At 53.9% G+C, this 26303-nt stretch carries 26 protein-coding genes, 1 tRNA gene and 2 riboswitches; of the genes, 9 read left to right on the top strand and 18 right to left on the bottom strand.

The annotated features are described in order from the left end of the window. Positions 1-5: 5 nt before the first annotated feature. From oppB to FEE96_RS09685, 4 genes are all read right to left on the bottom strand, one after another. Entirely contained in the window at positions 6-929 is a 924-nt protein-coding gene (gene oppB, locus FEE96_RS09700; RefSeq protein ID WP_138162834.1) for an oligopeptide ABC transporter permease OppB, read from the bottom strand. 71 nt (positions 930-1000) lie between these two features. Then, positions 1001-2629 (bottom strand): peptide ABC transporter substrate-binding protein, encoded by a 1629-nt coding sequence (locus FEE96_RS09695; protein WP_138162833.1) that lies wholly within the window; start codon positions 2627-2629, stop codon positions 1001-1003. Between the two features lie 519 nt (positions 2630-3148). Next, a complete protein-coding gene (locus FEE96_RS09690; protein WP_171021664.1) occupies positions 3149-4243 on the bottom strand; it encodes a DegT/DnrJ/EryC1/StrS family aminotransferase in 1095 nt (364 codons plus the stop codon). Beyond that, positions 4240-4650 carry a sugar 3,4-ketoisomerase gene (locus tag FEE96_RS09685; RefSeq protein WP_138162831.1) on the bottom strand — a complete coding sequence of 137 codons (411 nt, stop codon included), beginning with the start codon at positions 4648-4650 and terminating at the stop codon, positions 4240-4242. The genes FEE96_RS09690 and FEE96_RS09685 overlap by 4 nt, the downstream gene beginning before the upstream one ends. 217 nt (positions 4651-4867) lie before the next feature. On the opposite strand from FEE96_RS09685, the gene FEE96_RS09680 reads away from it, so the two are divergent. Next, positions 4868-5797, top strand: a complete 930-nt coding sequence (locus tag FEE96_RS09680; protein ID WP_138162830.1) for a GNAT family N-acetyltransferase — start codon at positions 4868-4870, stop codon at positions 5795-5797. After that, positions 5797-7245, top strand: coding sequence for a hypothetical protein (locus FEE96_RS09675; RefSeq protein ID WP_138162829.1), 1449 nt, complete (start codon positions 5797-5799; stop codon positions 7243-7245). Before FEE96_RS09680 ends, FEE96_RS09675 begins: the two co-directional genes overlap by 1 nt. 84 nt (positions 7246-7329) lie before the next feature. Here the strand turns inward: FEE96_RS09675 and FEE96_RS09670 are convergent, their stop codons facing one another. The 4 genes from FEE96_RS09670 to FEE96_RS09655 form a co-directional block, all read right to left on the bottom strand. After that, positions 7330-8190 carry a hypothetical protein gene (locus FEE96_RS09670; protein ID WP_246079383.1) on the bottom strand — a complete coding sequence of 287 codons (861 nt, stop codon included), beginning with the start codon at positions 8188-8190 and terminating at the stop codon, positions 7330-7332. A gap of 65 nt (positions 8191-8255) precedes the next feature. Continuing rightward, complete coding sequence (locus FEE96_RS09665; RefSeq protein ID WP_138162827.1) at positions 8256-8936, bottom strand: acetyltransferase; 681 nt, start codon at positions 8934-8936, stop codon at positions 8256-8258. 127 nt (positions 8937-9063) lie between these two features. Beyond that, the gene (locus FEE96_RS09660) at positions 9064-9819 is read right to left on the bottom strand and encodes a glycosyltransferase family 2 protein (RefSeq protein ID WP_138162826.1); all 756 of its coding nucleotides are present in this window, start codon (positions 9817-9819) and stop codon (positions 9064-9066) included. A 388-nt stretch (positions 9820-10207) separates the two neighbouring features. Next, positions 10208-10283, bottom strand: a tRNA-Lys gene (locus FEE96_RS09655). Between the two features lie 220 nt (positions 10284-10503). On the opposite strand from FEE96_RS09655, the gene dapF reads away from it, so the two are divergent. Together dapF and mtaB are read left to right on the top strand one after the other, a co-directional pair. After that, a complete protein-coding gene (dapF, locus tag FEE96_RS09650; RefSeq protein WP_425467306.1) occupies positions 10504-11337 on the top strand; it encodes a diaminopimelate epimerase in 834 nt (277 codons plus the stop codon). After that, positions 11334-12590, top strand: a complete 1257-nt coding sequence (gene mtaB / locus FEE96_RS09645; protein ID WP_138162824.1) for a tRNA (N(6)-L-threonylcarbamoyladenosine(37)-C(2))-methylthiotransferase MtaB — start codon at positions 11334-11336, stop codon at positions 12588-12590. The genes dapF and mtaB overlap by 4 nt, the downstream gene beginning before the upstream one ends. 143 nt (positions 12591-12733) lie before the next feature. On the opposite strand, the gene FEE96_RS09640 is transcribed toward mtaB, so the two are convergent. The 6 genes from FEE96_RS09640 to FEE96_RS09615 form a co-directional block, all read right to left on the bottom strand. After that, positions 12734-13522 carry a cytochrome c1 gene (locus FEE96_RS09640; RefSeq protein WP_138162823.1) on the bottom strand — a complete coding sequence of 263 codons (789 nt, stop codon included), beginning with the start codon at positions 13520-13522 and terminating at the stop codon, positions 12734-12736. Between the two features lie 18 nt (positions 13523-13540). After that, entirely contained in the window at positions 13541-14869 is a 1329-nt protein-coding gene (petB, locus tag FEE96_RS09635; RefSeq protein ID WP_138162822.1) for a cytochrome b, read from the bottom strand. Between the two features lie 11 nt (positions 14870-14880). Continuing rightward, on the bottom strand, positions 14881-15441 hold the full coding sequence (gene petA / locus FEE96_RS09630) for a ubiquinol-cytochrome c reductase iron-sulfur subunit (protein ID WP_138162821.1): 561 nt from the start codon (positions 15439-15441) through the stop codon (positions 14881-14883). A gap of 211 nt (positions 15442-15652) precedes the next feature. Then, positions 15653-16255, bottom strand: a complete 603-nt coding sequence (locus tag FEE96_RS09625; protein ID WP_138162820.1) for a glutathione S-transferase — start codon at positions 16253-16255, stop codon at positions 15653-15655. A 64-nt stretch (positions 16256-16319) separates the two neighbouring features. After that, a complete protein-coding gene (locus tag FEE96_RS09620; protein ID WP_138162819.1) occupies positions 16320-17027 on the bottom strand; it encodes an SDR family NAD(P)-dependent oxidoreductase in 708 nt (235 codons plus the stop codon). A 67-nt stretch (positions 17028-17094) separates the two neighbouring features. Beyond that, a complete protein-coding gene (locus FEE96_RS09615) occupies positions 17095-17703 on the bottom strand; it encodes an FMN-binding negative transcriptional regulator (RefSeq protein WP_138163017.1) in 609 nt (202 codons plus the stop codon). Between the two features lie 138 nt (positions 17704-17841). Between FEE96_RS09615 and FEE96_RS09610 the strand changes: the two genes are divergently transcribed. Both FEE96_RS09610 and FEE96_RS09605 read left to right on the top strand, forming a co-directional pair. Next, on the top strand, positions 17842-18438 hold the full coding sequence (locus FEE96_RS09610) for a LysE family translocator (RefSeq protein WP_138162818.1): 597 nt from the start codon (positions 17842-17844) through the stop codon (positions 18436-18438). Between the two features lie 39 nt (positions 18439-18477). After that, positions 18478-18624, top strand: a riboswitch (FMN riboswitch). 75 nt (positions 18625-18699) lie between these two features. After that, the gene (locus tag FEE96_RS09605) at positions 18700-19140 is read left to right on the top strand and encodes a 6,7-dimethyl-8-ribityllumazine synthase (protein WP_138162817.1); all 441 of its coding nucleotides are present in this window, start codon (positions 18700-18702) and stop codon (positions 19138-19140) included. Between the two features lie 119 nt (positions 19141-19259). Here FEE96_RS09605 and FEE96_RS09600 read toward each other — a convergent pair whose 3' ends face one another. From FEE96_RS09600 to thiB, 3 genes are read right to left on the bottom strand one after another with little or no spacing between them, the layout of a single operon-like run. Next, on the bottom strand, positions 19260-19952 hold the full coding sequence (locus FEE96_RS09600) for a thiamine ABC transporter ATP-binding protein (RefSeq protein WP_138162816.1): 693 nt from the start codon (positions 19950-19952) through the stop codon (positions 19260-19262). Then, a complete protein-coding gene (locus tag FEE96_RS09595) occupies positions 19939-21495 on the bottom strand; it encodes a thiamine/thiamine pyrophosphate ABC transporter permease ThiP (protein ID WP_138162815.1) in 1557 nt (518 codons plus the stop codon). Before FEE96_RS09595 ends, FEE96_RS09600 begins: the two co-directional genes overlap by 14 nt. Further along, positions 21471-22448, bottom strand: a complete 978-nt coding sequence (gene thiB, locus FEE96_RS09590; protein ID WP_138162814.1) for a thiamine ABC transporter substrate binding subunit — start codon at positions 22446-22448, stop codon at positions 21471-21473. The genes FEE96_RS09595 and thiB overlap by 25 nt, the downstream gene beginning before the upstream one ends. A gap of 31 nt (positions 22449-22479) precedes the next feature. Further along, positions 22480-22586, bottom strand: a riboswitch (TPP riboswitch). A 215-nt stretch (positions 22587-22801) separates the two neighbouring features. On the opposite strand from thiB, the gene aroC reads away from it, so the two are divergent. Then, positions 22802-23905, top strand: coding sequence for a chorismate synthase (aroC, locus tag FEE96_RS09585; RefSeq protein WP_138162813.1), 1104 nt, complete (start codon positions 22802-22804; stop codon positions 23903-23905). Between the two features lie 31 nt (positions 23906-23936). Here the strand turns inward: aroC and FEE96_RS09580 are convergent, their stop codons facing one another. Beyond that, on the bottom strand, positions 23937-24353 hold the full coding sequence (locus FEE96_RS09580; RefSeq protein ID WP_138162812.1) for a MerR family transcriptional regulator: 417 nt from the start codon (positions 24351-24353) through the stop codon (positions 23937-23939). Between the two features lie 73 nt (positions 24354-24426). Between FEE96_RS09580 and FEE96_RS09575 the strand changes: the two genes are divergently transcribed. Then, positions 24427-25065: a cation efflux transmembrane domain-containing protein gene (locus FEE96_RS09575; protein ID WP_138162811.1), complete on the top strand. Its 639-nt coding sequence runs from the start codon at positions 24427-24429 to the stop codon at positions 25063-25065. Positions 25066-25347: 282 nt separating this feature from the next. Next, entirely contained in the window at positions 25348-26289 is a 942-nt protein-coding gene (locus FEE96_RS09570; protein ID WP_138162810.1) for a DMT family transporter, read from the top strand. Positions 26290-26303 lie beyond the last annotated feature (14 nt).

The raw sequence follows: 26303 nt of genomic DNA, 5'->3' as shown, positions 1-26303 counted from the left end.
GCCCCTTAATATCTGATCTTGGGATCGAACCAGGCATAAGCCAGGTCGGTCAAAAGGTTCACAACTACGGTAAGGGTGCCGTACAGGATCGTTACTCCCAATAGCACCGCGTAATCACGCGACAGGGCTGAGCCGACGTAAGCCTGCCCCAATCCGCCGGTGGAAAAATAGATGTCTACAAAGACCGATCCGGTCAGAACGTAAACAAAAACCGGCCCAAGGTATGACACCACAGGCAACAAGGTTGGCTTCAAAGCATGCCGCCAGATTACACTGCGAGTTGGCAGTCCTTTGGCCCGTGCGGTGCGAATGAAGTTCGAATTCAGCACCTCAAGCATTGAACTGCGGGTGATACGGGCAATCGATCCCATGTAGGATGTTGAAAGCGCAATCACCGGCATGATCAGGTATTGCCACTGCCCCCCATTCCAACCTCCGCCCGGTAACAAACCAAGCCACAGGGTAAACGTCAGGATGAGGATTGGCCCCATAATGAAATTTGGCAACGCCTGCGCGGCGATACCCAGCCCCACAGCAACGTAGTCGATCCATGTATTGTGGCGAATGGCTGCGGCAATCCCTAAGGAAATCCCAACAACGGAAGCTGCGAGAAACGATAGAGCACCATAAGTGAGCGAGATCGGAAAGCCCTGCGCAATGATGTCATTTACATCGCGATCTTTGAACTTGAAGGACGGGCCAAAATCAAAGTGAAAGATAATGTTGAAGAGATAATCATACAGCTGCTTCCACAACGGTTGATCTAAACCATATCGTGCTTCGATATTGGCAAGCACCTGTGGTGGCAGCGGACGCTCTGAGGTGAACGGACCACCCGGCGCAAAGTGCATCAAAAAGAAAGATGCTATGATTAAAACAAGTATAGTCGGGATGGCGACAAGGAGACGCCGGATAATATAGGCGATCATTCGAGACCTCAGTCAGAACGGAAGCCCCGCCCCCAAGATCAGGGGCAGGGCGGCGTTAGAAGATCACGCGATCATTCTGCAATTTTGTAGAGGTTCTTTGAGTACCAGTTCTGCTCGACGTTATCGACTGGCCAGTTTCCGACATCGCTGTCCATCATATAAACGCCTGCATAGTGATAGATCGGAATAATCGGCGATTCTTGCGCAAGAATCTGTTCGACTTCAGTATAGATCTTGGTGGTATCACTTGCGATCTTGGCCGATGCCAACAGTTCATCAACGCGGGTGTTTTGGAATTTACCATCATTGTATCCGGAGTCGGATTGCAGCAGATCAAGGAAGGTCGATGCCTCATTATAGTCGCCACACCAAGCCCCACGCGCCAGATCAAAATCTTGATTACCACGTGTTTCTAGGAAGACCTTCCACTCCAAGTTACCAAGGTCGGTTTGTACCCCTAACTTCTGTTTCCACATCTGCCCCAACGCAACAGCGATCTTCTTGTGCGATTCAGATGTGTTGTAGATCATGTTGAAAGTCAGTGGGTTATCCGGGCCATACCCAGCCTCGGCCAAGAGTTCCTTAGCCAGAGAGTCCCGCTCCGCCTGCGTCATGGCGGACATTTCGACCTCCGGCACGGTAAAACCAGCTGTGGCCTCTGGGGCAAAGGTATAGGCCTCAGGCTGTCCACCAGCGAGGATTTTTTCGGTTATGATCTTGCGATCAACAGCCAGGGAAAGCGCTTGGCGAACGCGTGGGTCCTTGAATGCCTCTGGACCGTCTTCGGACAGGTTGAACGTGTAATAGTAGTTGCACAGGCGTGGAAAGCTGATGGCTTCAGCCGGGTGTTCCTTTTGCAATCTCGGGAATTGTCCAGCAGGCACTTCAGTCCGGTCAAGCTCGCCCGCTAAATAGCGTGTCAGAGCAACATTTTCGTCGTTGATGACCAGCGCTACAACCTTGTCCACAATGGTATTTTCATTGTCCCAATACATCGTGTTCCGTTCACGTACTGACCGTTCCTGAGGCAGATGCTCGGTCAAAACGTAAGCACCGTTCGAGACAATGTTTTCAGGCTTCGTCCAGGCATCGCCATGAGCCTCGATCACCTTTTGAGGGGCCGGGAACGTTGTGGCGTGTGTGGTCATCTGGGCAAAATATGGGAGAGGTGCGGACAGGCGTACTTCAAGTGTATGATCATCAATTGCTTTGACGCCCAGCTCATCCACTGCCGTTTCCCCAGCTATGATCGCACCCGCATTCTCGATCGACATTAACTGGACGAACCAAGCATAAGGCGACGACAATTCAGGATCGACGGCGCGTTTCCAAGCGAAAACAAAATCACTGGCAATTACCGGGTCACCATTGGACCACTTGGCCGTATCTCTCAGTGTAAAGGTATAGACATCTTTGGTGTCATTTGTGGTGAACCCTGTGGCCACACCCGGCACCAGATTTCCGTCTCGATCCTGGTTCATCAGGCCCTCAAACAGGTCCCGTACAATTTCTGCACCAGAAACATCTTCGACCACTTGCGGATCAACCGAGCTGTGTTCGTCCAGAATGCGATAAGTAAAAGTTTGATCATCAGCCAATGCCTCACCCGTCGTTGGGTGAACACCTGCTGCAAATGCAGCCCCGGTGATGAAGGTACTTGATAGAAAGCCGGCAATTAAAAGGCGTGTTTGCTTATTCATAATTGTACTCCCTGATGTAAGAAGTGTCGTGCAACCTCTGAAAATGGGTCGCATTACGCACCACTATCCGAGCTTAGACTCATATTGCAGCCAATATCCACAACTATCAAACAACCACAGTTTGAATGGTTTATTCAGGAACCATAGGCGGCACTGTTTGGCAGCGCATGTAGAGCATCTACAAAAAGGGAGAACAGAATTTTTGATGGTCAAATGAGAAAGGCTCAGGCGTTTCCGCCTAAGCCATTGAAAAGTGGTGAACCGTGTTGAGTTCAAGCCAACTACCAATTGATTAAAAACTGCACCCGCTCGAAACGCTAACTCCTACAACAGCGTGGTTCTTTCTCTTCGTCATTCGGGATCAACTCTTTCACAAGTCGATCCACTTCAGCCACTAAACTAAAGCCTCGCGACCATCTCCACTTGAGCGAGTGGCCGTTGCGGGATCAATAATAACAGCCATCGCGACACAAATAGGACCGGTATCTTGCTATTCTCAGCGACGGCCAGAGCAGTAATTTATGCAACCCTCAAGACGCTTTCGATTACATGATGCGTCTGTTCATCGGTTTGGGCAGGGCACATAGGAAGACTGATTACTTCACCTGCAAACTGTTCTGCCAAGGGAAAACTACCGCGTAAGAGACCCAAATCTGCGTATGCTTTCTGGAGGTGGGGCGGTATCGGATAGTGAATAACTGTACCAACCCCGCTATCTGCCAGACGCTTCTGGAACGAAGCCCGGTCATGATGACGAAGCACATAAAGGTGCCAGACGGGGTCCGCCCAACTTGGTACAAAAGGAATACACAGGCCAGCCGCGGAAAAAGCGTCTGAATATCGCTTTGCAATGTGCTGACGCCGAGAGATCATTGTATCCAGTGCCGTCAACTTGACCTGAAGAACGGCGGCCTGGATCGGGTCGAGACGGCTGTTCAATCCCTGCACGTCATTCTCGTATTTGACGATCGAACCATAGTTGCGCAGGAGAAGCGTTCGATCGGCTATTTCGGAATCATCTGTGGTTAGCGCCCCACCATCCCCCAAAGCGCCAAGGTTCTTTGATGGGTAAAAACTCCAAGCCGCTGTCCCCGAGCTCCCAATCCTACGAGATTTGTAACGCGCACCGTGGGCCTGAGCTGCATCTTCCAGCACAAACAAGTCATGTTCTTGTGCGATAGCATTCAACGTATCCATATCTGCCGGTTGGCCATAAAGATGCACTGGTATTATAGCTTTGGTCCGATTTGTTATCGCAGTGCGTACCGCTTCGGGGTCTATGTTATATGTCGATACCAACGGCTCCACAGGTACAGGGGTAGCACCGCATTGGCTGACCGCCAGCCATGTTGCTATATAGGTATTGCTCGGCACTATGACTTCGTCACCAGGGCCAATGCCCTTGGACATCAGTCCCAATCGAAGTGCGTCCAAACCATTCGCGACACCAGCACAATGCGGGCTGCCGACATAGGCTGCAAAAGCCTCCTCGAACGCTTCCAGCTCAGGGCCCAACACGTAGGACCCCGCCCGAGCCACTCGCAACAGCGCCTTTTCGATCTGATCTTGCTGTTCGGCATGGGCAGCAAGCAGGTTTAGAAATGGAACCTTCAAGATGCACCCACCGCCTTGAGGAAATCGCTCTTTTCCCGGATGTAATCCTGCTCATCGTATTTTGCAGATGCCATAACCATACACACCGACCCTGAGGAAAAATTATCGAGATACCGCCACATCATCGGGCAGACATAAACTCCGAAATAAGACCTGTTCAGATGAAAACGGCGTGAATTAAATCCATCGTCGAGTACGAGATCAAAACTGCCAGACATGCATATTACAAACTGGTGCAGCGCCTTGTGGCCATGCTCGCCACGATCAGCTCCTCCGGGCACATCATAGAGATAGTAAACGCGTTTTATATCAAACGGAATATGATTGCCGCCTTCTACGAAAGTCAAATTTCCTCGCGCATCAGCGATCTTGGGCAATTCAATAATCCGACAGTCGTTCAGGGGCATTATGTGGTTCTCGCTTTTATCTTTTCCCTGAGTACAGCGCGAGAACCTTAGCGGCAAACAGTTTCATATTTAGGGCCGCATCACCGGCAAAAATGTGAAACAACATGAGCGTCATTGCCCAAGGACTGTTGATACTGGGATACCGACAAGGGATACTCAGTTCAATTGCCCTATAGCGCGGTGCAGGTGGTAGGAAAACGTGACTAAAGAATTAAAAATGCGGCGATTTCAGGCAGAAGACACCGAAGCTTGGAATGCCTTTGTTGACGGGTCAGGCAATGGAACCTTTCTGCATGACCGAAGATTCATGGAGTATCATTCGGATCGTTTCGACGATTACTCCATGATCATTGAAGCAGGTGACAAGATTTGTGCCGTGTTACCAGCAAACCGCGTTGAAGACACGCTCTACTCACATGGCGGCCTGACCTATGGCGGGCTACTTTTTGGAGAAGCCATGTCCGCCGAATTGATGGTCGAAACTGTTTCAGCTTTGATAAACACTCTACGCGCAGACGGCTTCAAACATCTCCATTACAAATCGATCCCTCATATTTTCCACCAATACCCGGCAGAGCAGGACATCTACGCTCTTGTGCAACACGGCGCACGGATGGTCAGGTGCGATCTGTCGTCAGCCATTGCAATTGGCCGATCTCCAAAATTCTCAAAATCCAAACGCCAAGGGGTCACACGGGCCCGCAAAACTGGTCTGCAAGTTGAGGAAAGCACCGACTTCGGCGCGTTTTGGCGTATTCTCTCGGAACGGCTAATTGAGGCACATGGCGCAGCTCCTACGCATAGTTTAGAGGAAATTGAACAGCTTCACGGCCATTTTCCCGACCAAATCCGTCTATTTGTTGCCCTGGACGGTGAACATATTAAGGGTGGAGTTGTCGTTTTTGACTGCGGCCCAGTGGTGCATGTCCAATACATGGCCACCACCGAAGATGGACGGCGTGTTGCTGCACTCGACTTGATTATCTCGCACCTTCTGGAGACCGTTTGTGCTGATAAATCGTGGTTCAACTTTGGCATATCCACGACAGATGGCGGTCGGGTTTTAAACTCAGGACTAGCGAGACAAAAGGAAATGTTCGGTGCCCGCAGTGTACTTTTCTACCAGTACGAATTGGACCTGTCGTAATGCATTCGCAATCCTTCACGTCCTTGAAAACCTTCTCAAACATATTGCGCTCCGCAGCCTTACAAAGCAACAACCTGAATGATGGCTTAGCACTGTTAAGGCTCTATGCTCGTTTGCATTGGGACAATATTTCCGGGCATTTTGGGGACGATCCCCTTGAAGTTGCTTTCTTTGAAAGATGGCGAGATCGACCTCTGAAATCATCACAGCCAAGTTTACCAAAAACCAACTTCCTGCACATTGCCACACAGACTTATGAGCAGGGTGGACACTCTCGCTTGTTGTGGAGATTGATCGAGGGCCTTTCAAAACATGGGACTCAGGCTCTCTTGGTTACCGACCCTCGCAGAAGCAACCATATTGTCGATTTCGGAGGGACTGTTACTAGGCTGAAAGGAAAACCTGCTGTCCGTGCAGCCGCAATTGTCGCTGCAGGGCAAAAGGCAGATACTATTCTGCTGCATATTCACCCTGACGACAGTGCAGCAGCATTTGCCGCCCGTATCCTTAGATCTCAGGGTAAGAAAATTCTGTTCGTCAATCATGCGGATCACGTCTTTAGCTTGGGGTCGGGCGCCGCTGACGTTGTGCTTGAAATCTGCATGACTGGCTGGAAGACCACTCTTGGACGCCGTACTGCGCAGGCGCAAAGCTTCATGGGCATTCCGATAATCGACGAGAACTATCAGGTACCAGACCATTCCGCATCTCGCCATGGCCCAATAGTATCCATGGGAGGTGGTGGAAAGTTTTCTCCAACCCCAGGTCTTAGCTTTCCCGATTTCCTTAAGACGCTTTTGCCACAGATCAAAAATGATGTAGTTCTGATCGGACCATCCCCAAAAGATGCCTGGTGGAGCGAAGTCACTGGCGCATTTCCGGGCCGAATCCAACTATGCGGCCCCCTCCCACCAAAGCAAGTAGAAGACATATTGAAAACGGCTTCTTGTTATGTAGATAGCTTTCCGCTTGATGGAGGTACGGCCTATCCGCAAGCTGCGGCATTGGGTGTTCCCTGCTTTGCGCCAAATGCAGGAAACGCCGCTGGGGTCAGCCCAACTGACGCGTTGAGATTCGAGACCATCAATGAGATGCAAAATGCTCTTGTGTCCTATATTAATGGTGGTGCCTATCCGTTCGATCTCAAAACGATCCAGAAAAGGCTCCTCATGGACTTTTCTGGCACTGCAGTGACCGACCGAGTCATGAGTGCCGCGCGCGGATGTCCTATTCCTGCTATCGAGTATTTACCGCCACTTGGCCAAAGAGATTCTGATTACAACGCGCGCAGATGGGCCGAGCAAAACAGGGTCCAGGTACCCAAGCGCATCTGGCGAGATATCTCGGCCCCCATTCGGTTGAGTCTATACTTTGCAATTCGGGAGGCTGACCTGCCGACGTCGATAAAAAGCGAGATCAACAAAATGCTGGCGACCCAATGGATTTAGGTCAACGAAAGTGAATTGGTCAACGATATCCCCAAAAGTGGCATAGATGGCTGCTACAGAAGGGTTTGATTTCTGCAAAACAGGTCATGGACCATGCCACTTCGCAACACCCACGCCAGTGCGCCCCATGTCGTTTCCATTGTAAAAAAGGTAGCGCGCTCCAGTTTGCGTTTCGATGTGCGCTGGATAGCAAGTCATGTCACTATCCCAGCTTCCGTCATCCCCACGCGGTAACTCTACGGCATCGGTCCGGGCAAAAGTGACCCCATCAGCAGACGTGAACCGAAAGCTTTCATACTGTTTGGCTAATGTGTCCGACGTCACTCGCAGTTCCCAAGTTCCGTCTGCCAATTGGTTGGCGCGCGGACGACCTATGCGGTATTCTGCCTGATTAGGAGTGACAATTTGCTTGGCAGAGGCATCGTCAAACTTAAGCCCATCAGTGCTGGTCAGTGTCCAGCAATCATACTTCGGATATTGTCTTCCCTCAAGCTCTTGCCACCCGCTACCGCGAGCAATCCACGCGCGATACCCATCGCCCGGCATCCGTGAAATGGAGTGAAGCGCGCCAATTATTGTACCTTCGGGGCAACGATCCAATATTGGGGTTTGCTGGTAACGTCTAAAAGTGTCGCCCCGGTCATGACTAATTGCGACCCCCGTAAAAGCAAGAAACTTGGCCTTCTCAACCAATTGAAAGCCTACATAATATAGCCGGAGTTCGTCTTTCGATACCTCCAGAACATCGCCCATGATCACGCCATTGTCGTCAAACATGCCAGGCGCGCCGACATCCAGAACTGGTTCGGAAGATATTGCCTTGATGTGCTTGGGGTCTGCCGCGTCCACATCCACCCAGCCAATCCGGCTGACGCCCTGTTCATCTCGCGAGCCGCCAAACAATCGAATCGTGTTACCGTCCCGGAGCCAGGGAGTAGGCGTCATGAAGGAATGCCGCGCCCAGGAAGAAGTCCCGTCAGGACAGTAAACCAGTCCTTGCTTGCGCCACGTCATGCCGACGGCTTCAGTTTAAAATAACGATAGGAAGAGACCCGCGATGGCGTAGCGGGATTGCCATTCAATATCAATCCAGGTTCTTCGAAGGATTTGTTGACGGCAGCAGCCATGCCAACAAAGCTGTCAGCTCCGATCGTCACATTATCCGCAAACGTGCAGTTCACGCCCAAAAAGCTGCGTTCACCGATCCTGCAATAGCCAGAAATCACCGCATGGGATGAAACGAAACAGTTATCGCCGATCTCCGTCTGATGTCCGATATGATTTCCTGACCAGAGAACACACCCATCTCCAATTTTAACACCGTGCTGCACTACATTATTTTCGAAAATGAAAACATTTGAACCCAACTTCGCTGTGCGCCACACCATTGCGCGCGGGCTTATGAAGTTCGCCAACGTGTAACCCTTGTCCCGGGTCGATTTAATTAGGCGTTCTCTTACTCTGTTAAGTTGCGTCGAGGTAATTGCTACATGCGCTTCAGTCGTAGCTGGATCAAAGTGTCTTTCGGCATCCTCGAAGACAACGACTGGGAGCCCGAACTTCTCAGTTTCATCGAAATATTCTTTTTCTACAGCAAATCCCACGACGGTGTACGAGCTATCTACAGTAAAATACTCATAAGCAATATCAGCAAACTCACCTGCTCCGACTATCAGTAATTTCTGCGACATTTAGTGGGCTACCCGTCTTTGATGAACGTTCGAATCTTTCGGAAAACAGTCAATTTGACTATGCTAACGCCATATCAAAGAATTGCCCCCTAGTCTCGTGCCATTCTACGTTAGAAGTCGATGGTAACTAAAGAAACGTTCTTCGTAGTCGACCAATATAGTGCCACCAATCGCCCCAACTCATATGCGCCGCATACTTTTGGCGGACATAGCGCAACTCCCGACGAACAAGCGCTCGACTGACGCTTGCGCTGACTTGGCCAGAGTGCTGTCTGTTCACGACCAAAGGCTCAAGCAACACCTTTGGTAGCCCAAAACAGAGCGAACACTGCTTGTAATAATCTACATCCATCAGCCAAATCAGCACCTCATCGAATTTGGGCGCATGCGCGCGACGCAAGGCGAGCACCGAGGGGCTGCTTATTGTATTCTTTCCAAATTGGATACGGCTGTGAAAATGCGGAACAAATGGACGGATCAAAGTTTGACCATCGCGGGTGTGCTCCGATCCCGTCACGATCCAATGAACCTCCGGGTCGTCAAAGGCTCCAGCGATCTTCGTAAGCGCATCATTTCCGTTCAAGAAATCATCTTGAAATAGGACTTTAATGATTTCGCCCTGTGCGGCTTCAATCGCTGCATTGGTATTGGCAGACCCTTGTCGTTTCAGGTGCCTTGTATCCAGATGTCGAACAGACATATTTTCATAGCTCAGACAGAGCTCAGCTATACTATTGTCATCCGACTGATCAGCAACAACCACTTCGAAATCACGGAACTCCTGCTGCCCCAGGATATCCAATGACGTTTTCAAATACTGCGCACCCATCCCACCCATGGAGTATGCAGGAATGCACACGCTGAGACGTAAAAAACTATCCATTTAGACTTTCTCGCTGTTTGCGTCCCGAAAGCACAAGAACCTTGTGGTGCAGTCCGCATTTAACAAAATTGAATTGGGATCCTCAAGAAGCCTCTTCGCATGATCTATCAAGCTATCGGAACATTAGAGTTCTTTGCAAAAGTGACGGGCTACATAGCACTGGAACTCAATCCCAACATTCATAACATGAAATATTTTCGAGACGAATTGACTGGGGGCCTATGAACATTTGCTCAACGCCCCATATTGACCTTATCCGAAAGCACCCCTGCCATCCTATGTATCGCCTGCCGACACCATGGGTTTAGCTCTTGTGATACTTCCCACAAGCAACGTTCCGGTATTCCTGAGTGCGTCCAGATCTAGCGATATTCGTATAGAGGAAAAGTGGTGAGCCGTGTTGGGTTCGAACCAACGACCTACTGATTAAAAGTCAGTTGCTCTACCAACTGAGCTAACGGCCCACTTTTTTCGAAACGATCAGATCGTTGCTGTGTCGCTCTTTAAGCTGAATGATCGAAGAAGATCAAGAACTTAATTTGCTTCGCGACCGTTTGAACTTGTCATTCTCACCGTCCCGATAGGCGCTCTCTCTAGGGCCAGCTTGGCAGACGGTCAAGAGCTTTTTTCAACTTTCTTAACCCAAGGGTGGATTCATTCTTTGGGCAGGGTTATATGGCCGACATGAACACCAAAACCTCCTCCGGATTGCCGTTTATGAAGATGCATGGGCTGGGCAACGACTTCGTCGTTGTTGATGCGCGCGTCCATCCTGTCGAAATTTCTCCTGCGTTGGCACGGGGAATCGCCCATCGCCAGTTTGGGATGGGCTTTGATCAGCTGGCAGTGATTGAAAATGGGGCTGCTGACGCGCATCTTACTTTTTACAATGCCGACGGATCGACTTCTGCGGCCTGCGGCAATGCCACTCGCTGCATAGCCCGGTGGCTAATGGATGAATGTGACAAGGCCGAATTACACTTGACCACAGATCGAGGTGATCTGTTCGCGCGCGATGCAGGCCACGGGCTAACTTCGGTTAATATGGGGCATCCGCAGTTGCTGTGGAATGAAGTCCCGCTGGCCGAAGAGATGGACACATTGGAACTACCAATCGAGGGTGCTCCGACGGCAACCGGCATGGGTAATCCGCACTGCACCTTTTTTGTCGAGGATGCCGAGCAGGTCCGGTTAGAGGAATTTGGTGGCCGTTTGGAACATCACCCTTTGTATCCGGAACGCACCAATGTGCAGGTGGCTCAACTGATCGCCCCCAACCACTTACGTATGCGGGTCTGGGAGCGGGGCGTAGGCATTACGCTGGCCTCCGGCTCGTCCTCCTGTGCAACTGCCGTTGCTGCGGCCCGACGTGGACTAACCAGTCGCAAAGTGCAGATTGATCTGGATGGCGGCACCCTGTGGATCGACTGGCGCGAGGATGGTGTCTGGATGACCGGCAACACAATGCATGTGGCTAACGGTGTTTTCACCTCTGAATTTCTGGCTAGCCTGACATGAGCGTTCCCAAATTCACCACTCTCGGCTGCCGATTGAATGCTTATGAAACCGAGGCCATGAAAGAGCTGTCGCAACAGGCAGGGCTGGAAAACGCTGTGGTCGTCAACACATGCGCGGTCACGGCCGAGGCCGTGCGCAAGGCCCGGCAGGAGATTCGCAAACTGCGTCGCGAAAACCCAGACGCCCGGTTGATCGTTACCGGCTGCGCGGCACAGACCGAACCTGAGACCTTTACCAAAATGGATGAGGTTGACGCGGTTATCGGCAACACCGAGAAGATGCAGCCCGAAACCTGGACCGGCATGGCAGCGGATTTTATCGGCGAAAGCGAAGCAGTGCAGGTCGACGACATCATGTCAGTCACGGAAACCGCTGGCCATCTGATTGACGGCTTTGGCACCCGCAGCCGCGCCTATGTTCAGGTTCAAAATGGCTGCGACCATCGTTGTACATTTTGCATCATCCCCTATGGCCGTGGTAATTCACGTTCAGTACCAGCCGGAGTGGTAGTGGATCAAATCAAACGATTGGTCGATCGCGGCTATAACGAGGTGGTGCTGACCGGGGTTGATCTGACCTCCTGGGGGGCTGACCTGCCTGCGGCGCCCAAGCTGGGTGATCTGGTGATGCGGATCCTGAGGTTGGTGCCCGACCTGCCCCGTTTGCGGATCTCTTCCATCGATTCGATCGAGGTGGACGAGAACCTGATGATGGCCATCGCCACCGAACCGCGCCTGATGCCACATCTACACCTGTCGCTGCAGCATGGCGATGATCTGATCCTGAAACGGATGAAGCGCCGCCACCTGCGCGACGATGCCATCCGGTTCGCCGAAGAGGCCCAGAAACTGCGCCCCGACATGACCTTTGGTGCCGATATCATTGCCGGCTTTCCAACAGAGACCGAAGCGCATTTTGAAAACTCGCTGAAACTGATCACCGAATGCGACCTAACTTGGCTGCATGTGTTCCCCTATTCCAAACGGACCGGCACGCCGGCGGCCAAGATCCCCAGCCAGATCAATGGCAACGTCATCAAGGATCGCGCCGCCCGTCTGCGTACTGCGGGCGACGCACAGGTCCAGCGTCACTTGCAAGCACAGTTAAACAAAACCCATCACATCCTGATGGAAAACCCACATATGGGCCGCACCGAGCAGTTTACCGAAGTGACGTTTGCCACCCCCCAAGCCGAAGGGCAGATTGTCTCGGCGTTGATCACTGGGATTGACGGCAACCAGCTGACGGCCTGAGCAAATCTAAGTGGTTTCTTTTTGCTAAAAAATACTCCGGGGGAAGCGCACAGCGCTGGGGGCTGGCCCCCGTTGTACTGCACCACAAAGAAAAACCCCCGCGCAGATGCACGGGGGTTTTTGATTTTCTATCCAACCAGCGTTTAGCTGTCTTTGCGGCCCTTGACCGGCGCCCAGATGCGCTTGTTGGTCAGGTACAGCAGAACCGACAGGATGGTCAGGATCAGCACACCAACAAAACCAGCCTGCTGGCGCGCCATCATCTTGGGCTCAGCCGTCCACATCAGGAAGGCCGCAACGTCCTGAGACATAGCGCGTACGTCGTTAGCATGACCGTCACTGAACTCAACGAGTTCGTCCGACAGTGGTGGTGCCATCGAAATCCAGCCACCAGGGAAAGCGGTGTTTTCATACAGGGTAGTCCCTGCTTCCTCTTTCTCTTCACCAGTATAGCCGTCTAGCAATGATGCAATGTACTCAGCACCGCCCATGCCCTTGAACAACTGGTTCATACCCGATCCATAAGGACCGTGGAAACCTGCTCGCGCTTTGGCCATCAGGCTCAAATCAGGTGCACCAGCATTCGTATTCGCTGGGAAATTGTCCACCGGAGTTGCCGGACGATCTTCATCTTCTACGGAATCATAAACCGAGAAGTATTCAGCTGCGTAGGCGCGCACCTGATCTTCTGGCATGTGTGGTCCGCCCTCATCCGACAATGTGCGGATAGGGACAAACTTCAGCCCGTGACAGGCTGCACAAACCTCAGTGTAGATCTGCAAGCCGCGTTGCAGCTGGTTTTGGTCGTAGGTGCCAAACGGACCTTCGAACGAGAACGCAAAATCCTCGATGTGCTGGTCGCCGCCCCCTGCTGCCATTGCGGCAACAGGAGTCAGAGCAAGAGCGGCACCGATTACAAGTTTCTTCAACATAGTTTCCGGTCCCTTTTCTTATTCGGCAGCTTTGGCGTCAGACGCCTTGCCATAATGCGCATCAAAATCTTCTTCGATGGTCGCAGGAATGGCAGTTGGTTTTTCGATGACACCCAACAGCGGCAGGATCACCAGGAAGTACCCAAACCAGTAAGCAGAAGCGATCAGTGAGAAGCTCGCATAAGGTTCTTCAGCAGGCATCGCACCCAGCCACATCAGGGCAAAGAAATCGACGATCAGCAGGTAGAACCACCATTTGAACATCGGACGGTAAGTGCCCGAACGTACGCGGGATGTGTCCAGCCAAGGCACCAGAGCCATCACAGCGATCGCACCAAACATCGCCATCACACCAAAGAACTTGGCATCGATGATGCCACCAGTGATGAACGAGGTGAACTGAACAACCCAAACTTCGGCGGTGAAAGCCCGCAGGATCGCATAGAACGGCAGGAAGTACCATTCAGGAACGATGTGTGCAGGTGTCACCAGCGGATTTGCTTCGATGTAGTTATCAGGGTGACCAAGGTAGTTTGGCATAAAGCCAACAATCGCCCAGAACACGACCAACACAACAACCAGCGCAAACACGTCTTTGATGACGAAATAGGGCCAGAATGGCAGCGTGTCTTTCTTGGCTTCTTCTTTCGACCCTTTGCGAACATCAACACCAGTTGGGTTGTTGTTGCCAGTGGTGTGGAAGGCCCAGATGTGCACGATAACCAATGCAGCAATGATGAATGGCAGCAGATAGTGCAGCGAGAAGAAGCGGTTCAGTGTGGCGTTGCCAACTGCAGGTCCGCCCAGCAGCCAAGTCTGCAGCGCTTCACCGATAAAGGGAATCGCGCCAAACAGGCCGGTGATCACGGTTGCACCCCAGAACGACATCTGACCCCAAGGCAAGACATAGCCCATAAAGCCGGCACCCATCATCATCAGGAAGATCAGCATACCGACGATCCAGGTGATTTCACGAGGGGCCTTATACGAGCCATAGAACAACCCGCGGAAGATGTGGATATAGACAGCGACAAAGAACAACGAGGCGCCATTCATGTGCACGTAACGCAGCATATAGCCGCCGTTCACGTCACGCATGATGTGTTCAACACTGGCAAAGGCCAGGTCAACATGCGGTGTGTAGTGCATCGCCAGAACGATACCTGTGATAATTTGCAGTACCAGGCAGAACGCCAGTACAATGCCCCAGATCCACCACCAGTTGAGGTTCTTAGGAGTGGGGATCATGATTGTGTCATACAGCAACCCAACAATTGGCAGGCGGCTGTGCAGCCACTTTTCACCACCAGTTTTGGGTTCGTAATGATCGTGCGGAATTCCGGACATAAATGGTTTCCTTATCCCAGTTTGATCGTTGTTTCGTCGAGGAACACGGCCACAGGAACCGGAAGGTTCTCGGGCGCGGGACCTTTACGGATGCGGCCAGCGGTGTCGTAGTGCGACCCGTGGCAAGGACAGAACCAGCCATTGAAATCGCCAGCACCATCACCGAGAGGCACACAGCCAAGGTGCGTACACACACCCATCATGACCAGCCATTCACCGGCATCATCCATTGTGCGGTTTTCATCGGACGCATCCAAGCCAGGCTTGTTGGCGTTCCGGTCCAGCTGATCCGGCAAATCGCTCAGCTCAACAGCACGGGCTTCGTCGATTTCACTCTGGCTGCGGCGACGGATGAACACTGGTTTACCCAGGAACATCACACGCAGCTGCGTACCAACTTCGACACCGCTGATGTCGACGATGATAGACGACAGGGCCTGAACGTCGGCCGAGGGATTCATTTGATTTACCAGCGGCCAAACGGCCGCCCCTGTAGCGACGACCCCAGCGCCACCGGTGGCGTAATAGAGGAAGTCTCTCCGGGTGCCTTCGTTGTCTTCTGCGTGGGACACGAGGTTTTCTCCAATTCCAGCGCCCGTTTCGGGCAAACATGCGCATGCACCGCGAAAATTCGTGGTGGCTCAGGCGGGTATGTACCGATGAGAATGGCTTACGTCCAGCTATCATAGACGCGCAAAAGGCCGCATAGACATGTTTCTGACAGGCAGCGGTCGCAAAGCTACATAGATATTGGGTGCGCGGCCCGTCATTCAAGGCTCTGCGCTATCCGGCTGGAGGTTGCGTTGCCAACATGCTGGGACGTGATTCGAACCCTTTGAACCAATCCGCCAGTGCCTCATTGCCTTGGCGCCAATTGCTGTCAGGGTGTCGAAAATCAACATAGCCCAACGCACAACCAACCGCGATGTGGCCTATATCGAACGGCCCCTTTAGGTGGCTCATCCAGCGCGCATTCAACGCGGCGCAGCCACCGACCACCTTACCCAACTGCGCTGTTTCCCAATCGTCCCATTGTTTTTCTTCGGGACGCATCCGTCGCTCATAGGTGGCAGAAACAGCTGCATCCATAATTCCGTCTGCGGTCGCTTCAAGCACCCTGCTATCCCAACCACCCGCATACAAACCGCTTTTTGCACGGTCATCCAGATAGGCGCAAATCACCCGACTGTCATATAATGTGGGTCCGTCATCTCGTTGCAGCGCGGGAATTTTCCCAAGTGGATTGGCAGATTTCACCTCATCCGCTGTTGCCAGCGGTGTGGTGGCCACCGATTGGATGTCCACATCATCGAGCTGGTCTGTTTCATGCAGCAGCACCATAACTTTGCGGACGAATGGTGATGTTGGGGCGTAAATAAGCTTCATATCGTTCTCCTCTTTGCCCGCACAGTAGGTAACTGGCAGGCAAAGGGAAGATGATTTGAGCTGACTAAAGCTCGACGCGTACGTCGTGCATCCATAACTTGGCAGGCCGAGACAACATAAACACAACCACATCAGCCAAATCTTCGGGTTCGGTAAAAATATGGTTGGGAACATCTTCACCAGCTTTGGCAAACATCCCTGTATTGGTGCCGCTCTGATACAACCCGGCAACCCGGACACCACTTTCGGCTTCATCTTCCTTCAGCACGTCAGTAAAGCCACGCACACCATATTTGGTAGCTGAATAAACCGACTGTCCCGCCTGTGCGACGACGCCAGATTTGGATGCTACGTTGAGAATTGCGGCTTCGTCTCGAGCCCGTAATGAGGGTAGAACATGCCTGGTTAGCTGCATCAAAGCGATCAGATTGGTCTGAACTGTCGTCACCAACATGTCGGCATCAATGGAATCCAGTGGCCCTGCCTTATGCCATACTCCTGCGTTATTGATCAAAATATCAACGCCGCCAAAATCGCTTTCGATGAGATGCGCAGTGTGTGCGAGCGCATGAGCATCCATAAAATCCACAGAATATGCGCGTGCCTCTGCTGCGCCTAAATCTAGCGATTCCGCAACGACCTGATCCAGCCGGGCGCTATTGCGTCCAAGAATGGCAATTCTACAACCTTCGGAAGCCAGTTTTAGACAGATATGCCTGCCAATGCCGTCGCTACCACCGGTTACAACGACCACTTTATCCCTAAGTTTCATACTGTTGTTTCCTTGTTATTCGCAAAAGCTGTAGCGACGTCGTCAGGTGACGCTAGTTCTGCGCCATTCAGCCCTGCATCAACACGGCCAACGTCTCTAATTCGGAGCCAAGCCCATCCTTGATGTGCTCCGCTACAGCCTCACGCGCATCAATCGACTTATTCTGACTTAATTTCCAAGTGCCATCCACATCTCTGATTCGCATCCGCGCTGGTACAATCATCCTCATGATCCGCTCTAATGTTTCGGGAGCCATCTTAGTTGTAGACCAAGGCGGTTTTGGCAGCAGGTGGGCCTCGTAAAATGCGGATTGTCGATCCAACAGGTCGCGCAGTTCATCCGCCGGACGCAACTCCAGATCCCCTGTCAAATGCACAGCTACATAATTCCAGGTCGGCACCTGATCCTCAACCCCATACCAATCGGGTGAGACATAGCCATCAGGCCCACTTACGGCGATTCGTGCTGGGCAGGCGTTTTTCAACATCTTTACGATGGGGTTTGAACGCACCAAGTGTAGTTCTGCCCATTGACCATCTTGTGACAGCAAGAATGGTACATGGCTGATCAACGGAGCACCATCGCACGAAATCGCCAAAACGCCAAAACCACGGGAACGCGCAAAATTCAAATTCTGCTCAGTTTCAGCATCGTGAAACATCGGGTTGGGATGCATTGATCTCTCCTTTTGCGCCCACTCTTGAAAACCTCCTGACCAATGGCAAGCGACAATCAACACCCATTCCGCAGGATCCGGGTCGAACCGCTCAAGCTCCAACTGATAGTAAGCTCCTGTCTCAACAGGATCATGTTCATGTCCCAAACACTCGTTACCCTTGCTGTTTTTTTGTTTCCGTTGGCTTACAGCCCCGGCCCTGGCAACATGTTCTTTGCTGCCAATGGCGCTCGGTTTGGGTTGTTGGCAACCTTGCGTGCAAATTTTGGATACCATCTAGCAACATGGCTGGTGACCGCGGCCATTGGTCTGGGCTTTGTCACCACACTTGACCTCTTTCCACAGATTTTCATCGCTCTAAAATGGGTGGGATCAGCGTATGTATTTTGGTTGGCTTGGAAACTGCTCCGATCAGGTATGCTACAAGGAGATGAGACTGCCCGACCGGCTTCATTTATTGATGGGGTGGTGTTGCTGCTGTTAAACCCTAAGGCCTATGTCATCATTGCACTGATGTTTTCACAGTTCCTGACGTCGTCCAACGATAACCGTTTGATACTGACCTTGGTAATCACCACTGTCTTCACCCTGAATAACTTTATCGCATTTACGGTCTGGACCCTGATCGGAGACCAAATTGCCAGCCATTTCCGATCGCCAGACAGCGCCCGAAGGCTGAATATGCTGTTTGGCGGCATGTTGGCGCTTGTTGCGATGTGGATGCTTATTTCCTAATGCCCCCCTTGCAAACCACACCTGCCCTTGCCAAATTGCGCTTGTTCTCAGGGCGGGGTGAAATTCCCCACCGGCGGTAAGCAGGTTCATCCTGTAAGCCCGCGAGCGGCCCTATCGTTAGGGGTGTCAGCAGATCTGGTGTGATTCCAGAGCCGACGGTCATAGTCCGGATGGAAGAGAACGTGCGAAAGGGAGCGCCATTGGTGCGCCCTATCGTTCGTTATCGCCTTGGGTGACGTGTCTGTACCAAAGGAGATAACCATGACACACACCCGATATGCCTTTATCAAGGCACAATGGCACGCCGATATTGTCGATCGCGCACTCGAAGGTTTCTTGCAGCTGATCCCAGCCGAACAGGTTGATGTCTATGACGTGCCCGGCGCGTTTGAGATGCCACTGCTGGCCAAGGATCTGGCCGCAACAGGTGAGTACGCAGCTGTGGCCTGTGCCGCCTTTGTCGTTGATGGCGGGATTTACCGGCATGATTTTGTAGCTCAGGCCGTGGTTGACGGGTTGATGCGGGCCGGAATGGATACCGGAGTACCAGTGCTGTCAGTGTCCCTGACACCGCACCAGTATCAGGAAACTGACCATCACAACGCCATCTACCGCGAGCATTTTGTCGAAAAAGGGCGCGAAGCAGCCAATGCCGCGCTGATGATCGGCAAGACACGCAATGCAGTGGCAAAAGCCGCTTAATTTCGCTCGTCGCGCCAGCGGCGAGCACGCGTCCGCCCGCCCCACGGCGGGCGCGTTCCGCACCCACCCGGGCGAACGCTCACCGCGAGCAACTTTTGCCGATTCAGCTTCAACCCCTGCTACCCTAGATATGCCTTCAACGCTGGTGGCGGGTTATCAAGCAGGGCCGCAGTTTCCATTGGGGGATGTGCCTGACTATCGGCCACCAACACAACCTGATCTGCAATCCGGCGGGCATCATTGGGGTCATGGCTAACCATCAACAGGGTTGCACCACTTTCGGCAACCAGTTCGGCCACCAGATCCAGCATTTCCGCCTTAAGCGCCGGCCCCAGCGCGGCAAAGGGTTCATCTAGCAGCAACAGATCGCGCCCCTGCACCAACACCCGTGCCAGCGCCACCCGGCTTTGTTGTCCGCCAGACAGAGCGGCGGGTTTGCGATCTTCCATATCGTCGAGCCCAACACGTGCTAGTGCCGCCTGCACCTTTGCTTGCTGCGCGCTATCCAAACGCAGATTGGGGTGAATGCCCAACCCGACATTCTGCGCCACGGTCAGATGCGGGAACAGGTTGCCGTCTTGAAACAGCATCGCAATGGGTCGTTTGCCTGGCTCGACCTTTGTCAAATCGTCGCCATTCCAACGAACCGTACCTTTGGAGAGCGATCGAAACCCGGCTAAGGCCTCGATCAGGGTGGACTTCCCTGCCCCCGATGGCCCGATAACGGCAATCCGGCTACCTGGAACAATCTCCAGGTCTGCGTGCAAAGAAAACCCGCCGTTTTCAATCAGACAATCCTCAAGCCTCAGCATGCCAGCGGCCTCCGCGATCCAAAATCCAAAACGCCGACATCGACAGAGCCAGCAAAAGCAGCGCGGCCCCAGCTGCAGACTCCATCCGGTAGGCCCCCATCAGGCGATAAACCTGCAACGGCAAGGTGGCAAATTCGGGATCGGCAAACAGGGCCACTACGCCCAAATCCCCCATCGACAGCGCCGCCGCCAGCCCTGCGGAAAAGCCAATCTGCGCCCGCATCCGGGGCAACAACACCCGCCGCACAAAGGGCCAACCTCTCACATCCAGCGACATCGACAGACGGCCATAGCGGCCCACCACAGATTTGGCGCGGGGCACTAGTATTCGCAGAGCAAAAGGCAGTGCCATCACCGCATTGACCAGCGCCGTCACTGGCAGTGCCAGGGCAAAGGGATCGGCGATGGGGTAGATCACGATGAACAACCCGGTGCCGATCACCAGCGGCGAGGCGGCAAGGCCCAGAATACCGGCAACCTCGATCATGGTACCGCGCCCCAGTGCCACTGCTGTCGCCATCGGCACGGCCAGAATCAGCATCAACACTGTGCTGAGCGTGGCCACCAAAATCGAGTTGAGCGCCGCCACCCAAACCGATGCCTTGAGGCCAACCAGACCGGGCACGCCGGACAGAGCAATGGCCGCCAGTGGCAAAAGCAAAAAGGCGGCTGCTAGAATAATCCAGAAGCCATCCATGATCCGCGAGGTGGTCGAATTGCCATCCCAGCGCTGCAGAGGGCGGTCCAACCCGGTTCCGAACCCCTCACCCACCGCAACCTTGGCGGCAACCAGAGCCGCCGCGCCCGTCAGGACCAATTGCAACCCCGACAACATCGCCGCGCGACCAAGGTCAAAGTCAAAACGAAATGCCTGATAAATCGCCAACTCGATGGTGGTGGCACGGGGACCGCCGCCCAAGGTCAGCGCCACAGCAAAGCTGGACAGGCAAATGGCAAAGACCACCGCCAAGGCGCCGGGCACAACGCGGCGCAGCATCGGATACTCTAGCAACTGTCGCATAGCCCGCGCATCGGCGCCCAATTGCGCCGCCAACCGGAAGCGTTCGGCAGGAGTTTCCTGCCAGCCCTGCAAGATCAGCCGCGTTGCCAGGGGTAAGTTAAAAAACACATGCGCTAATACCACACCATGCAATCCATAGATCTGCACCGGTTCCAGCCCAACCAGGGCCAAGCCATCACTAATCCACCCTGCCCGGCCAAAGACCTGCAGCAGTCCCAGAATCGCAACAATAACGGGTAGAATAAAGGGCGCGCCCAGCAGGGCGATCAGCAGCCGACGGCCAATGAACCGCCGTCGCGCCAAGGCACGTGCCACCGGAACAGCCAGCGCCACACTCAGCCCGGCAGACAGGCAAGCCTGTATCAGGGTAAACCGCAGTGCCGCCCAGTCACTGGCGCCAAGCCCCCGGCCAGGTTCAGCACGCAGGACAACAGCGGCAAGCGTGCCAAAGATCAGCGCCGCCACAACAAGGGCAGCGCCGATCCCAGCTCGAGCGCTTACTGGCTGAGCGCAGTCAGCCATTCGTCCAGAGCTGCATCGCGAACAGCTGCTGCCTCATCTTCGGTCAGCAACAGGGATTTGCCCGGCTCGACCAGAGTTTCAAACCCAGCTGGCAGACCGTCAGCAGGTGTTACAGCAGGGTACATCCAGTTGGTGGTTGGAATGATCGACTGGAACGCATCCGACACCATGAAGGCCAGGAACTGATCGGCCAACTCGGGCTGGTCACTAGCGGCCAGTTTACCGGCAACTTCGACCTGCATGTAGTGACCTTCGTCGAACAAGGCTGCTGCTTTCGAAGAATCTTCTTCGGCAATCAGGTGGTAGGCTGGCGAAGTCGTATAAGACAGCACCATGTCAGCCTCACCTTCGAGGAACATGCCGTAAGCCTCAGACCAGCCCTTGGTCACTGTGACAACGTTGTCGGCCAGATCAGCCCAGATTGCCGGGGCTTCGTCGCCATATGCCGCCTTGACCCACATCAGCAGGCCCAAACCGGGGGTGGACGAGCGAGGATCCTGGATCACGATCTTCTTGTCGCTGGCGGCCAGCTCTTTGAAGTTGGCTGGAGCCGCTGCATCGGCATTGTGCACAAACGAGAAATAGCCCCAGTCGTAAGGCGCAAAGGTTGCGTCTGTCCAAGTCACAGGCAACGCGTAGTCGGCAGTGACCGAATGATCGGCAAACAGACCGGTAGCCTTGGCGGCGGCGGTCAGGTTGGTGTCCAGACCCAACACAACATCCGCGTCCGAGCGTTCGCCTTCCAGCTTGATGCGTGCCAGCAATGCGGCACCGTCACCTGCGCCGATCAGTTTCAGGTCACAACCGCAGATCTCTTCAAAGGCTTTCTCCACTGCCGGGCCGGGGCCCCAGTCGGAAACAAAACTGTCATAGGTATAAACGGTCAGTTCAGGTGCGTCGGCATAAGCCGCCGTCGTGCTCAACAGTCCCGCTGCAATCACAAGATACTTCATGGCATCCTCCATTGCGGCGACGGGCAAGGGGGATGTTGTCCCAGACCTTCCCTCCGCCGGTGTTAGCCGGTTCAGGTTCAACGGGTCCGCCAATGATGGCATCTCAGCGCAGTGTCCCACGCACCCCGAGGTGAGCCGATACCTATGCCCGCGCCCAGCCAAAGACAAGTCACATCCCGGATCAGGCGCTACGACTTTGGAAAACTGGAATGATCCGCCCTTCATCTAGCCATAAATATCCCGGGGGAGCCGTCAACGACGGCGGGGGCAGAGCCCCACCCCCCCAGATGTGCAAAACCCCTTGAGAGCCAGCCGCCACACCGCTAAGCACATCCGGCAAAGGAGCTCGCCCCATGTCAATGAATAGCTTTGGTCATCTTTTCCGTGTCACCACCTGGGGCGAGAGCCATGGGCCTGCGCTGGGCGCAACCGTGGATGGCTGCCCACCCAATGTTCCGTTGGATGAGGCGATGTTGCAGCAGTGGCTGGACAAACGTCGCCCGGGTCAGAACAAAAACATGACCCAGCGCAACGAACCGGATGCGGTGAAAATCCTGTCGGGGGTGTTCGAGGGCCAAACCACCGGCACGCCGATCCAGCTGATGATCGAAAACACCGACCAGCGCTCCAAGGACTATGGCGATATCGCCCAAACCTTCCGCCCCGGTCACGCCGACATCACCTACTACCAAAAATATGGCAACCGCGACTATCGTGGGGGCGGCCGGTCCTCGGCCCGCGAAACCGCTGCCCGTGTGGCGGCGGGAGGTGTTGCTCGTGAGGCCATCAAGATGCTGGCCCCCGATCTGGAGATCAAAGGTTACATGGTCGCCATGGGCGAGCTGGACATTGACCGCTCCAAGTTCGACTGGGACGCCATCGACCAGAATGATTTCTGGATCCCCGATGCAGATGCCGTTCAGCGGTGGGAAGACTATCTGCAGGGCCTACGCAAAGAGCATGACTCGGTTGGTGCCGTGGTTGAGGTTGTGGCGCGTGGCGTGCCCGCAGGCATCGGCGCGCCTATTTATGCCAAGTTAGACACTGAATTGGCTTCGGCGATGATGTCGATCAACGCCGTCAAAGGTGTTGAAATCGGCGAAGGCATGAATGCTGCGCGACTCAAAGGCTCAGAAAACGCCGACGAGATTTTCCGTGGAAATGATGGCGCACCAGTTTATTCGTCCAACCACGCTGGCGGTATTCTGGGTGGGATTTCCAGTGGCCAGGACGTGGTGGTGCGCTTTGCGGTGAAACCAACTTCATCCATCCTGACCCCACGTGCCTCTATACGCAAGGATGGCTCTCCGGCCGAGGTAATCACCAAGGGCCGTCATGACCCCTGTGTTGGCATCCGCGCCGTACCAGTGGGTGAGGCAATGATGGCCTGTGTGATCCTGGACCAATTGCTGCTGCATCGCGGACAAATTGGTGAAAATCAGGGCAAAGTTGGCTGAGCTAAGGCTCTAATAAGGGGATTTCGACTGTTTAGCCGTGATCCCCGGCACATTGGCTGTGGTCGCCCAGCGCCGTCAGCACTTTGCAACACCCCCCGTTGCCGCCATCACACAGATGGCTGATCCGTTCCAGCTCTCTTGCCAGCTGTTCTAACTTGGCGATCCGTTCGCGGACGTTTTCTAACTGGCTACGTGCGATCTGATCAGCCTCGACACAGTCATCCCCCAGTTGCCCGTCCAGCCCCATTAGGGCGCGGATGTCGTCCAAGCTGAACCCCAAATCACGCGCATGCTTGATAAAGCCCAGCGCGTCCATGCCCGCCTGATCAAAGCGCCGCTGGTTACCCGCATTGCGCCCCGGCTCGTCCAGCAGGCCTATCTCTTCGTAGTATCGGATGGTCGGAACCTTGACCCCGGTGGCCTTGGACATTGCGCCGATGGTGTACATCAAAATACCTCTTGAAGCTCTAGTGGCTAGAGCAACTACATTGACCTCGAATCAGAACGAAGGACAAGAGACAATGGCAGGATGCTGCAACCACAACGCCCAGTTTGACGGGGTGTCGGCAGACTACAAACGGCGACTTTGGCTAGTGATCGCCATCAACGCCGGCATGTTTGGCGTGGAAATGAGTGCTGGGCAAATGTCCGGCAGTCAGGCCCTTAAGGCAGATGCGCTGGATTTTCTTGGTGATGCACTCACTTATGGCATTTCTCTGGCGGTGATCGGCGCCACCTTACGCACCCGCTCATTGGCGGCGCTGGGTAAAGGCATCAGCCTATTGCTGATGGGGCTCTGGGTGTTTGGGTCAACCGTATACTCAGTGTTTTACATCGGTGTCCCGCAGGCACAGATCATGGGATCGATCGGTTTTATGGCGTTGGCTGCCAATTTGGCCTCAGTTGCGATCTTGGCCCGCTACAAAGACGGCGACGCCAATGTGCGATCAGTTTGGTTGTGTTCTCGTAACGATGCCATTGGCAACGTCGCTGTGATGATCGCGGCTCTTGGGGTTTGGGGCACTGCCTCGGGCTGGCCGGATCTGATCGTTGCCGGGATCATGGCGGGCTTGTTCCTCAGCTCTGCCTTCCAGATCCTTGGCCAAGCAATAAAGGAATGGCGCTCGGAAGAGGCTCATTTGGAAGCCCATCAGCACTAAAACGCCCCGTGTTGCTTAGTCAAACAACCCTGCGTGATCTTCGCGCAGGGTTTTCTTTTGCGCTATACCTATAATTTTCTCACCCCAGGCAGGTAACGTGCCAAGCCGATGGTATCACTGCTACCAGCAAAATTCACTCTGCCCCCCCCTGCAACGGTCAGCACAGCTGATGAATTAGGGGACTGGCGTAGTTCATCACAGCGCACCTTTATGTACCAGCACCAGCACGGCGTCCAAATCAACCCATTGATCTTTGCCTCGTCGGAGCGCAGGGTCGCCGCCATGGTAAAATCGTTAACATCGCATCGACCGTTGCTCGCGGTTGGACTAAAAGTCACAGCAATTGGGCTGTTCACCACCATGGCGGCGATCATCAAAGCCACTGCTGACCATGTCCCTGCCGGCGAAGCGGTGTTCTTTCGCTCCCTGTTTGCAGTCCCGATAATAGTGATTTGGCTGATGATGCGCGGCGAACTACGCCACGGTTTGATCGCTAAAAACCCAATGGGCCATGTTTGGCGAGGGGTGCTTGGGACATCTGCGATGGGTTTGACCTTTACAGGCCTGGGTATGTTACCCCTGCCCGAGGTCACTGCCATCGGATTTGCGACACCAATTTTCACTCTGATTCTAGCGGCTATCTTTCTCGGAGAGACTATACGCCTGATCCGTATCAGTGCCGTTGTCGTTGGTTTGGCTGGGGTGATGATAATGATCTGGCCCCGATTAAGTGGTGGAGCAGATATCGGTGACGCCGCCACACTTGGTGCCATTTTGATCCTGATTGCCACCATTGCGCGCGCCATGGTGCAGATCCACATCCGGCAACTGGTTCAAACCGAACACACGGCTGCCATCGTTTTTTATTTTTCGATCACTGCCACAGGCTTGTCGCTTCTGACCCTTCCTTTTGGCTGGCAGGTGCCAAGCTGGGATATTCTTTTGATGCTGATCGCCAGCGGATTTATCGGTGGGGTGGCGCAGATTATGGTGACATCATCCTACCGCTTTGCCGCCGCATCAATGCTGGCGCCTTATGATTACGCCTCGATGTTGTTTGCTATCGTCATAGGCTATGTCTGGTTCGCCGAGCTGCCCACGCTGGTGATGCTGGCTGGCGCAACATTAGTCATCGCTGGCAATGCAGTGGTGATCTGGCGCGAGAGCCGCCTAGGAGTGGCGCGCGGCAAAGCCCGCCCGATGATCGACCCCAAGGGCGGTTAGCAGGCTCTAATAAG

This window comes from Parasedimentitalea maritima, from assembly GCF_005771405.1.
Lineage (GTDB): Bacteria > Pseudomonadota > Alphaproteobacteria > Rhodobacterales > Rhodobacteraceae > Parasedimentitalea > Parasedimentitalea maritima.
Note: the sequence above shows the minus strand (reverse complement) of the source record. Positions and strands in the feature narration are given on the sequence as shown.

Excerpts from the sequence above, each read along its gene's own strand:
- oppB (WP_138162834.1), bottom strand. The coding sequence starts at position 929 with ATGATCGCCTATATTATCCGGCGTCTCCTTGTCGCCATCCCGACTATA.
- FEE96_RS09695 (WP_138162833.1), bottom strand. The coding sequence starts at position 2,629 with ATGAATAAGCAAACACGCCTTTTAATTGCCGGCTTTCTATCAAGTACC.
- FEE96_RS09685 (WP_138162831.1), bottom strand. The coding sequence starts at position 4,650 with ATGCCCCTGAACGACTGTCGGATTATTGAATTGCCCAAGATCGCTGAT.
- FEE96_RS09680 (WP_138162830.1), top strand. The coding sequence starts at position 4,868 with ATGCGGCGATTTCAGGCAGAAGACACCGAAGCTTGGAATGCCTTTGTT.
- FEE96_RS09675 (WP_138162829.1), top strand. The coding sequence starts at position 5,797 with ATGCATTCGCAATCCTTCACGTCCTTGAAAACCTTCTCAAACATATTG.
- FEE96_RS09670 (WP_246079383.1), bottom strand. The coding sequence starts at position 8,190 with ATGACGCCTACTCCCTGGCTCCGGGACGGTAACACGATTCGATTGTTT.
- FEE96_RS09665 (WP_138162827.1), bottom strand. The coding sequence starts at position 8,936 with ATGTCGCAGAAATTACTGATAGTCGGAGCAGGTGAGTTTGCTGATATT.
- FEE96_RS09660 (WP_138162826.1), bottom strand. The coding sequence starts at position 9,819 with ATGGATAGTTTTTTACGTCTCAGCGTGTGCATTCCTGCATACTCCATG.
- dapF (WP_425467306.1), top strand. The coding sequence starts at position 10,504 with ATGAACACCAAAACCTCCTCCGGATTGCCGTTTATGAAGATGCATGGG.
- mtaB (WP_138162824.1), top strand. The coding sequence starts at position 11,334 with ATGAGCGTTCCCAAATTCACCACTCTCGGCTGCCGATTGAATGCTTAT.
- FEE96_RS09640 (WP_138162823.1), bottom strand. The coding sequence starts at position 13,522 with ATGTTGAAGAAACTTGTAATCGGTGCCGCTCTTGCTCTGACTCCTGTT.
- petB (WP_138162822.1), bottom strand. The coding sequence starts at position 14,869 with ATGTCCGGAATTCCGCACGATCATTACGAACCCAAAACTGGTGGTGAA.
- FEE96_RS09625 (WP_138162820.1), bottom strand. The coding sequence starts at position 16,255 with ATGAAGCTTATTTACGCCCCAACATCACCATTCGTCCGCAAAGTTATG.
- FEE96_RS09620 (WP_138162819.1), bottom strand. The coding sequence starts at position 17,027 with ATGAAACTTAGGGATAAAGTGGTCGTTGTAACCGGTGGTAGCGACGGC.
- FEE96_RS09615 (WP_138163017.1), bottom strand. The coding sequence starts at position 17,703 with ATGCATCCCAACCCGATGTTTCACGATGCTGAAACTGAGCAGAATTTG.
- FEE96_RS09610 (WP_138162818.1), top strand. The coding sequence starts at position 17,842 with ATGTCCCAAACACTCGTTACCCTTGCTGTTTTTTTGTTTCCGTTGGCT.
- FEE96_RS09605 (WP_138162817.1), top strand. The coding sequence starts at position 18,700 with ATGACACACACCCGATATGCCTTTATCAAGGCACAATGGCACGCCGAT.
- FEE96_RS09600 (WP_138162816.1), bottom strand. The coding sequence starts at position 19,952 with ATGCTGAGGCTTGAGGATTGTCTGATTGAAAACGGCGGGTTTTCTTTG.
- FEE96_RS09595 (WP_138162815.1), bottom strand. The coding sequence starts at position 21,495 with ATGGCTGACTGCGCTCAGCCAGTAAGCGCTCGAGCTGGGATCGGCGCT.
- thiB (WP_138162814.1), bottom strand. The coding sequence starts at position 22,448 with ATGAAGTATCTTGTGATTGCAGCGGGACTGTTGAGCACGACGGCGGCT.
- aroC (WP_138162813.1), top strand. The coding sequence starts at position 22,802 with ATGTCAATGAATAGCTTTGGTCATCTTTTCCGTGTCACCACCTGGGGC.
- FEE96_RS09580 (WP_138162812.1), bottom strand. The coding sequence starts at position 24,353 with ATGTACACCATCGGCGCAATGTCCAAGGCCACCGGGGTCAAGGTTCCG.
- FEE96_RS09575 (WP_138162811.1), top strand. The coding sequence starts at position 24,427 with ATGGCAGGATGCTGCAACCACAACGCCCAGTTTGACGGGGTGTCGGCA.
- FEE96_RS09570 (WP_138162810.1), top strand. The coding sequence starts at position 25,348 with ATGGTAAAATCGTTAACATCGCATCGACCGTTGCTCGCGGTTGGACTA.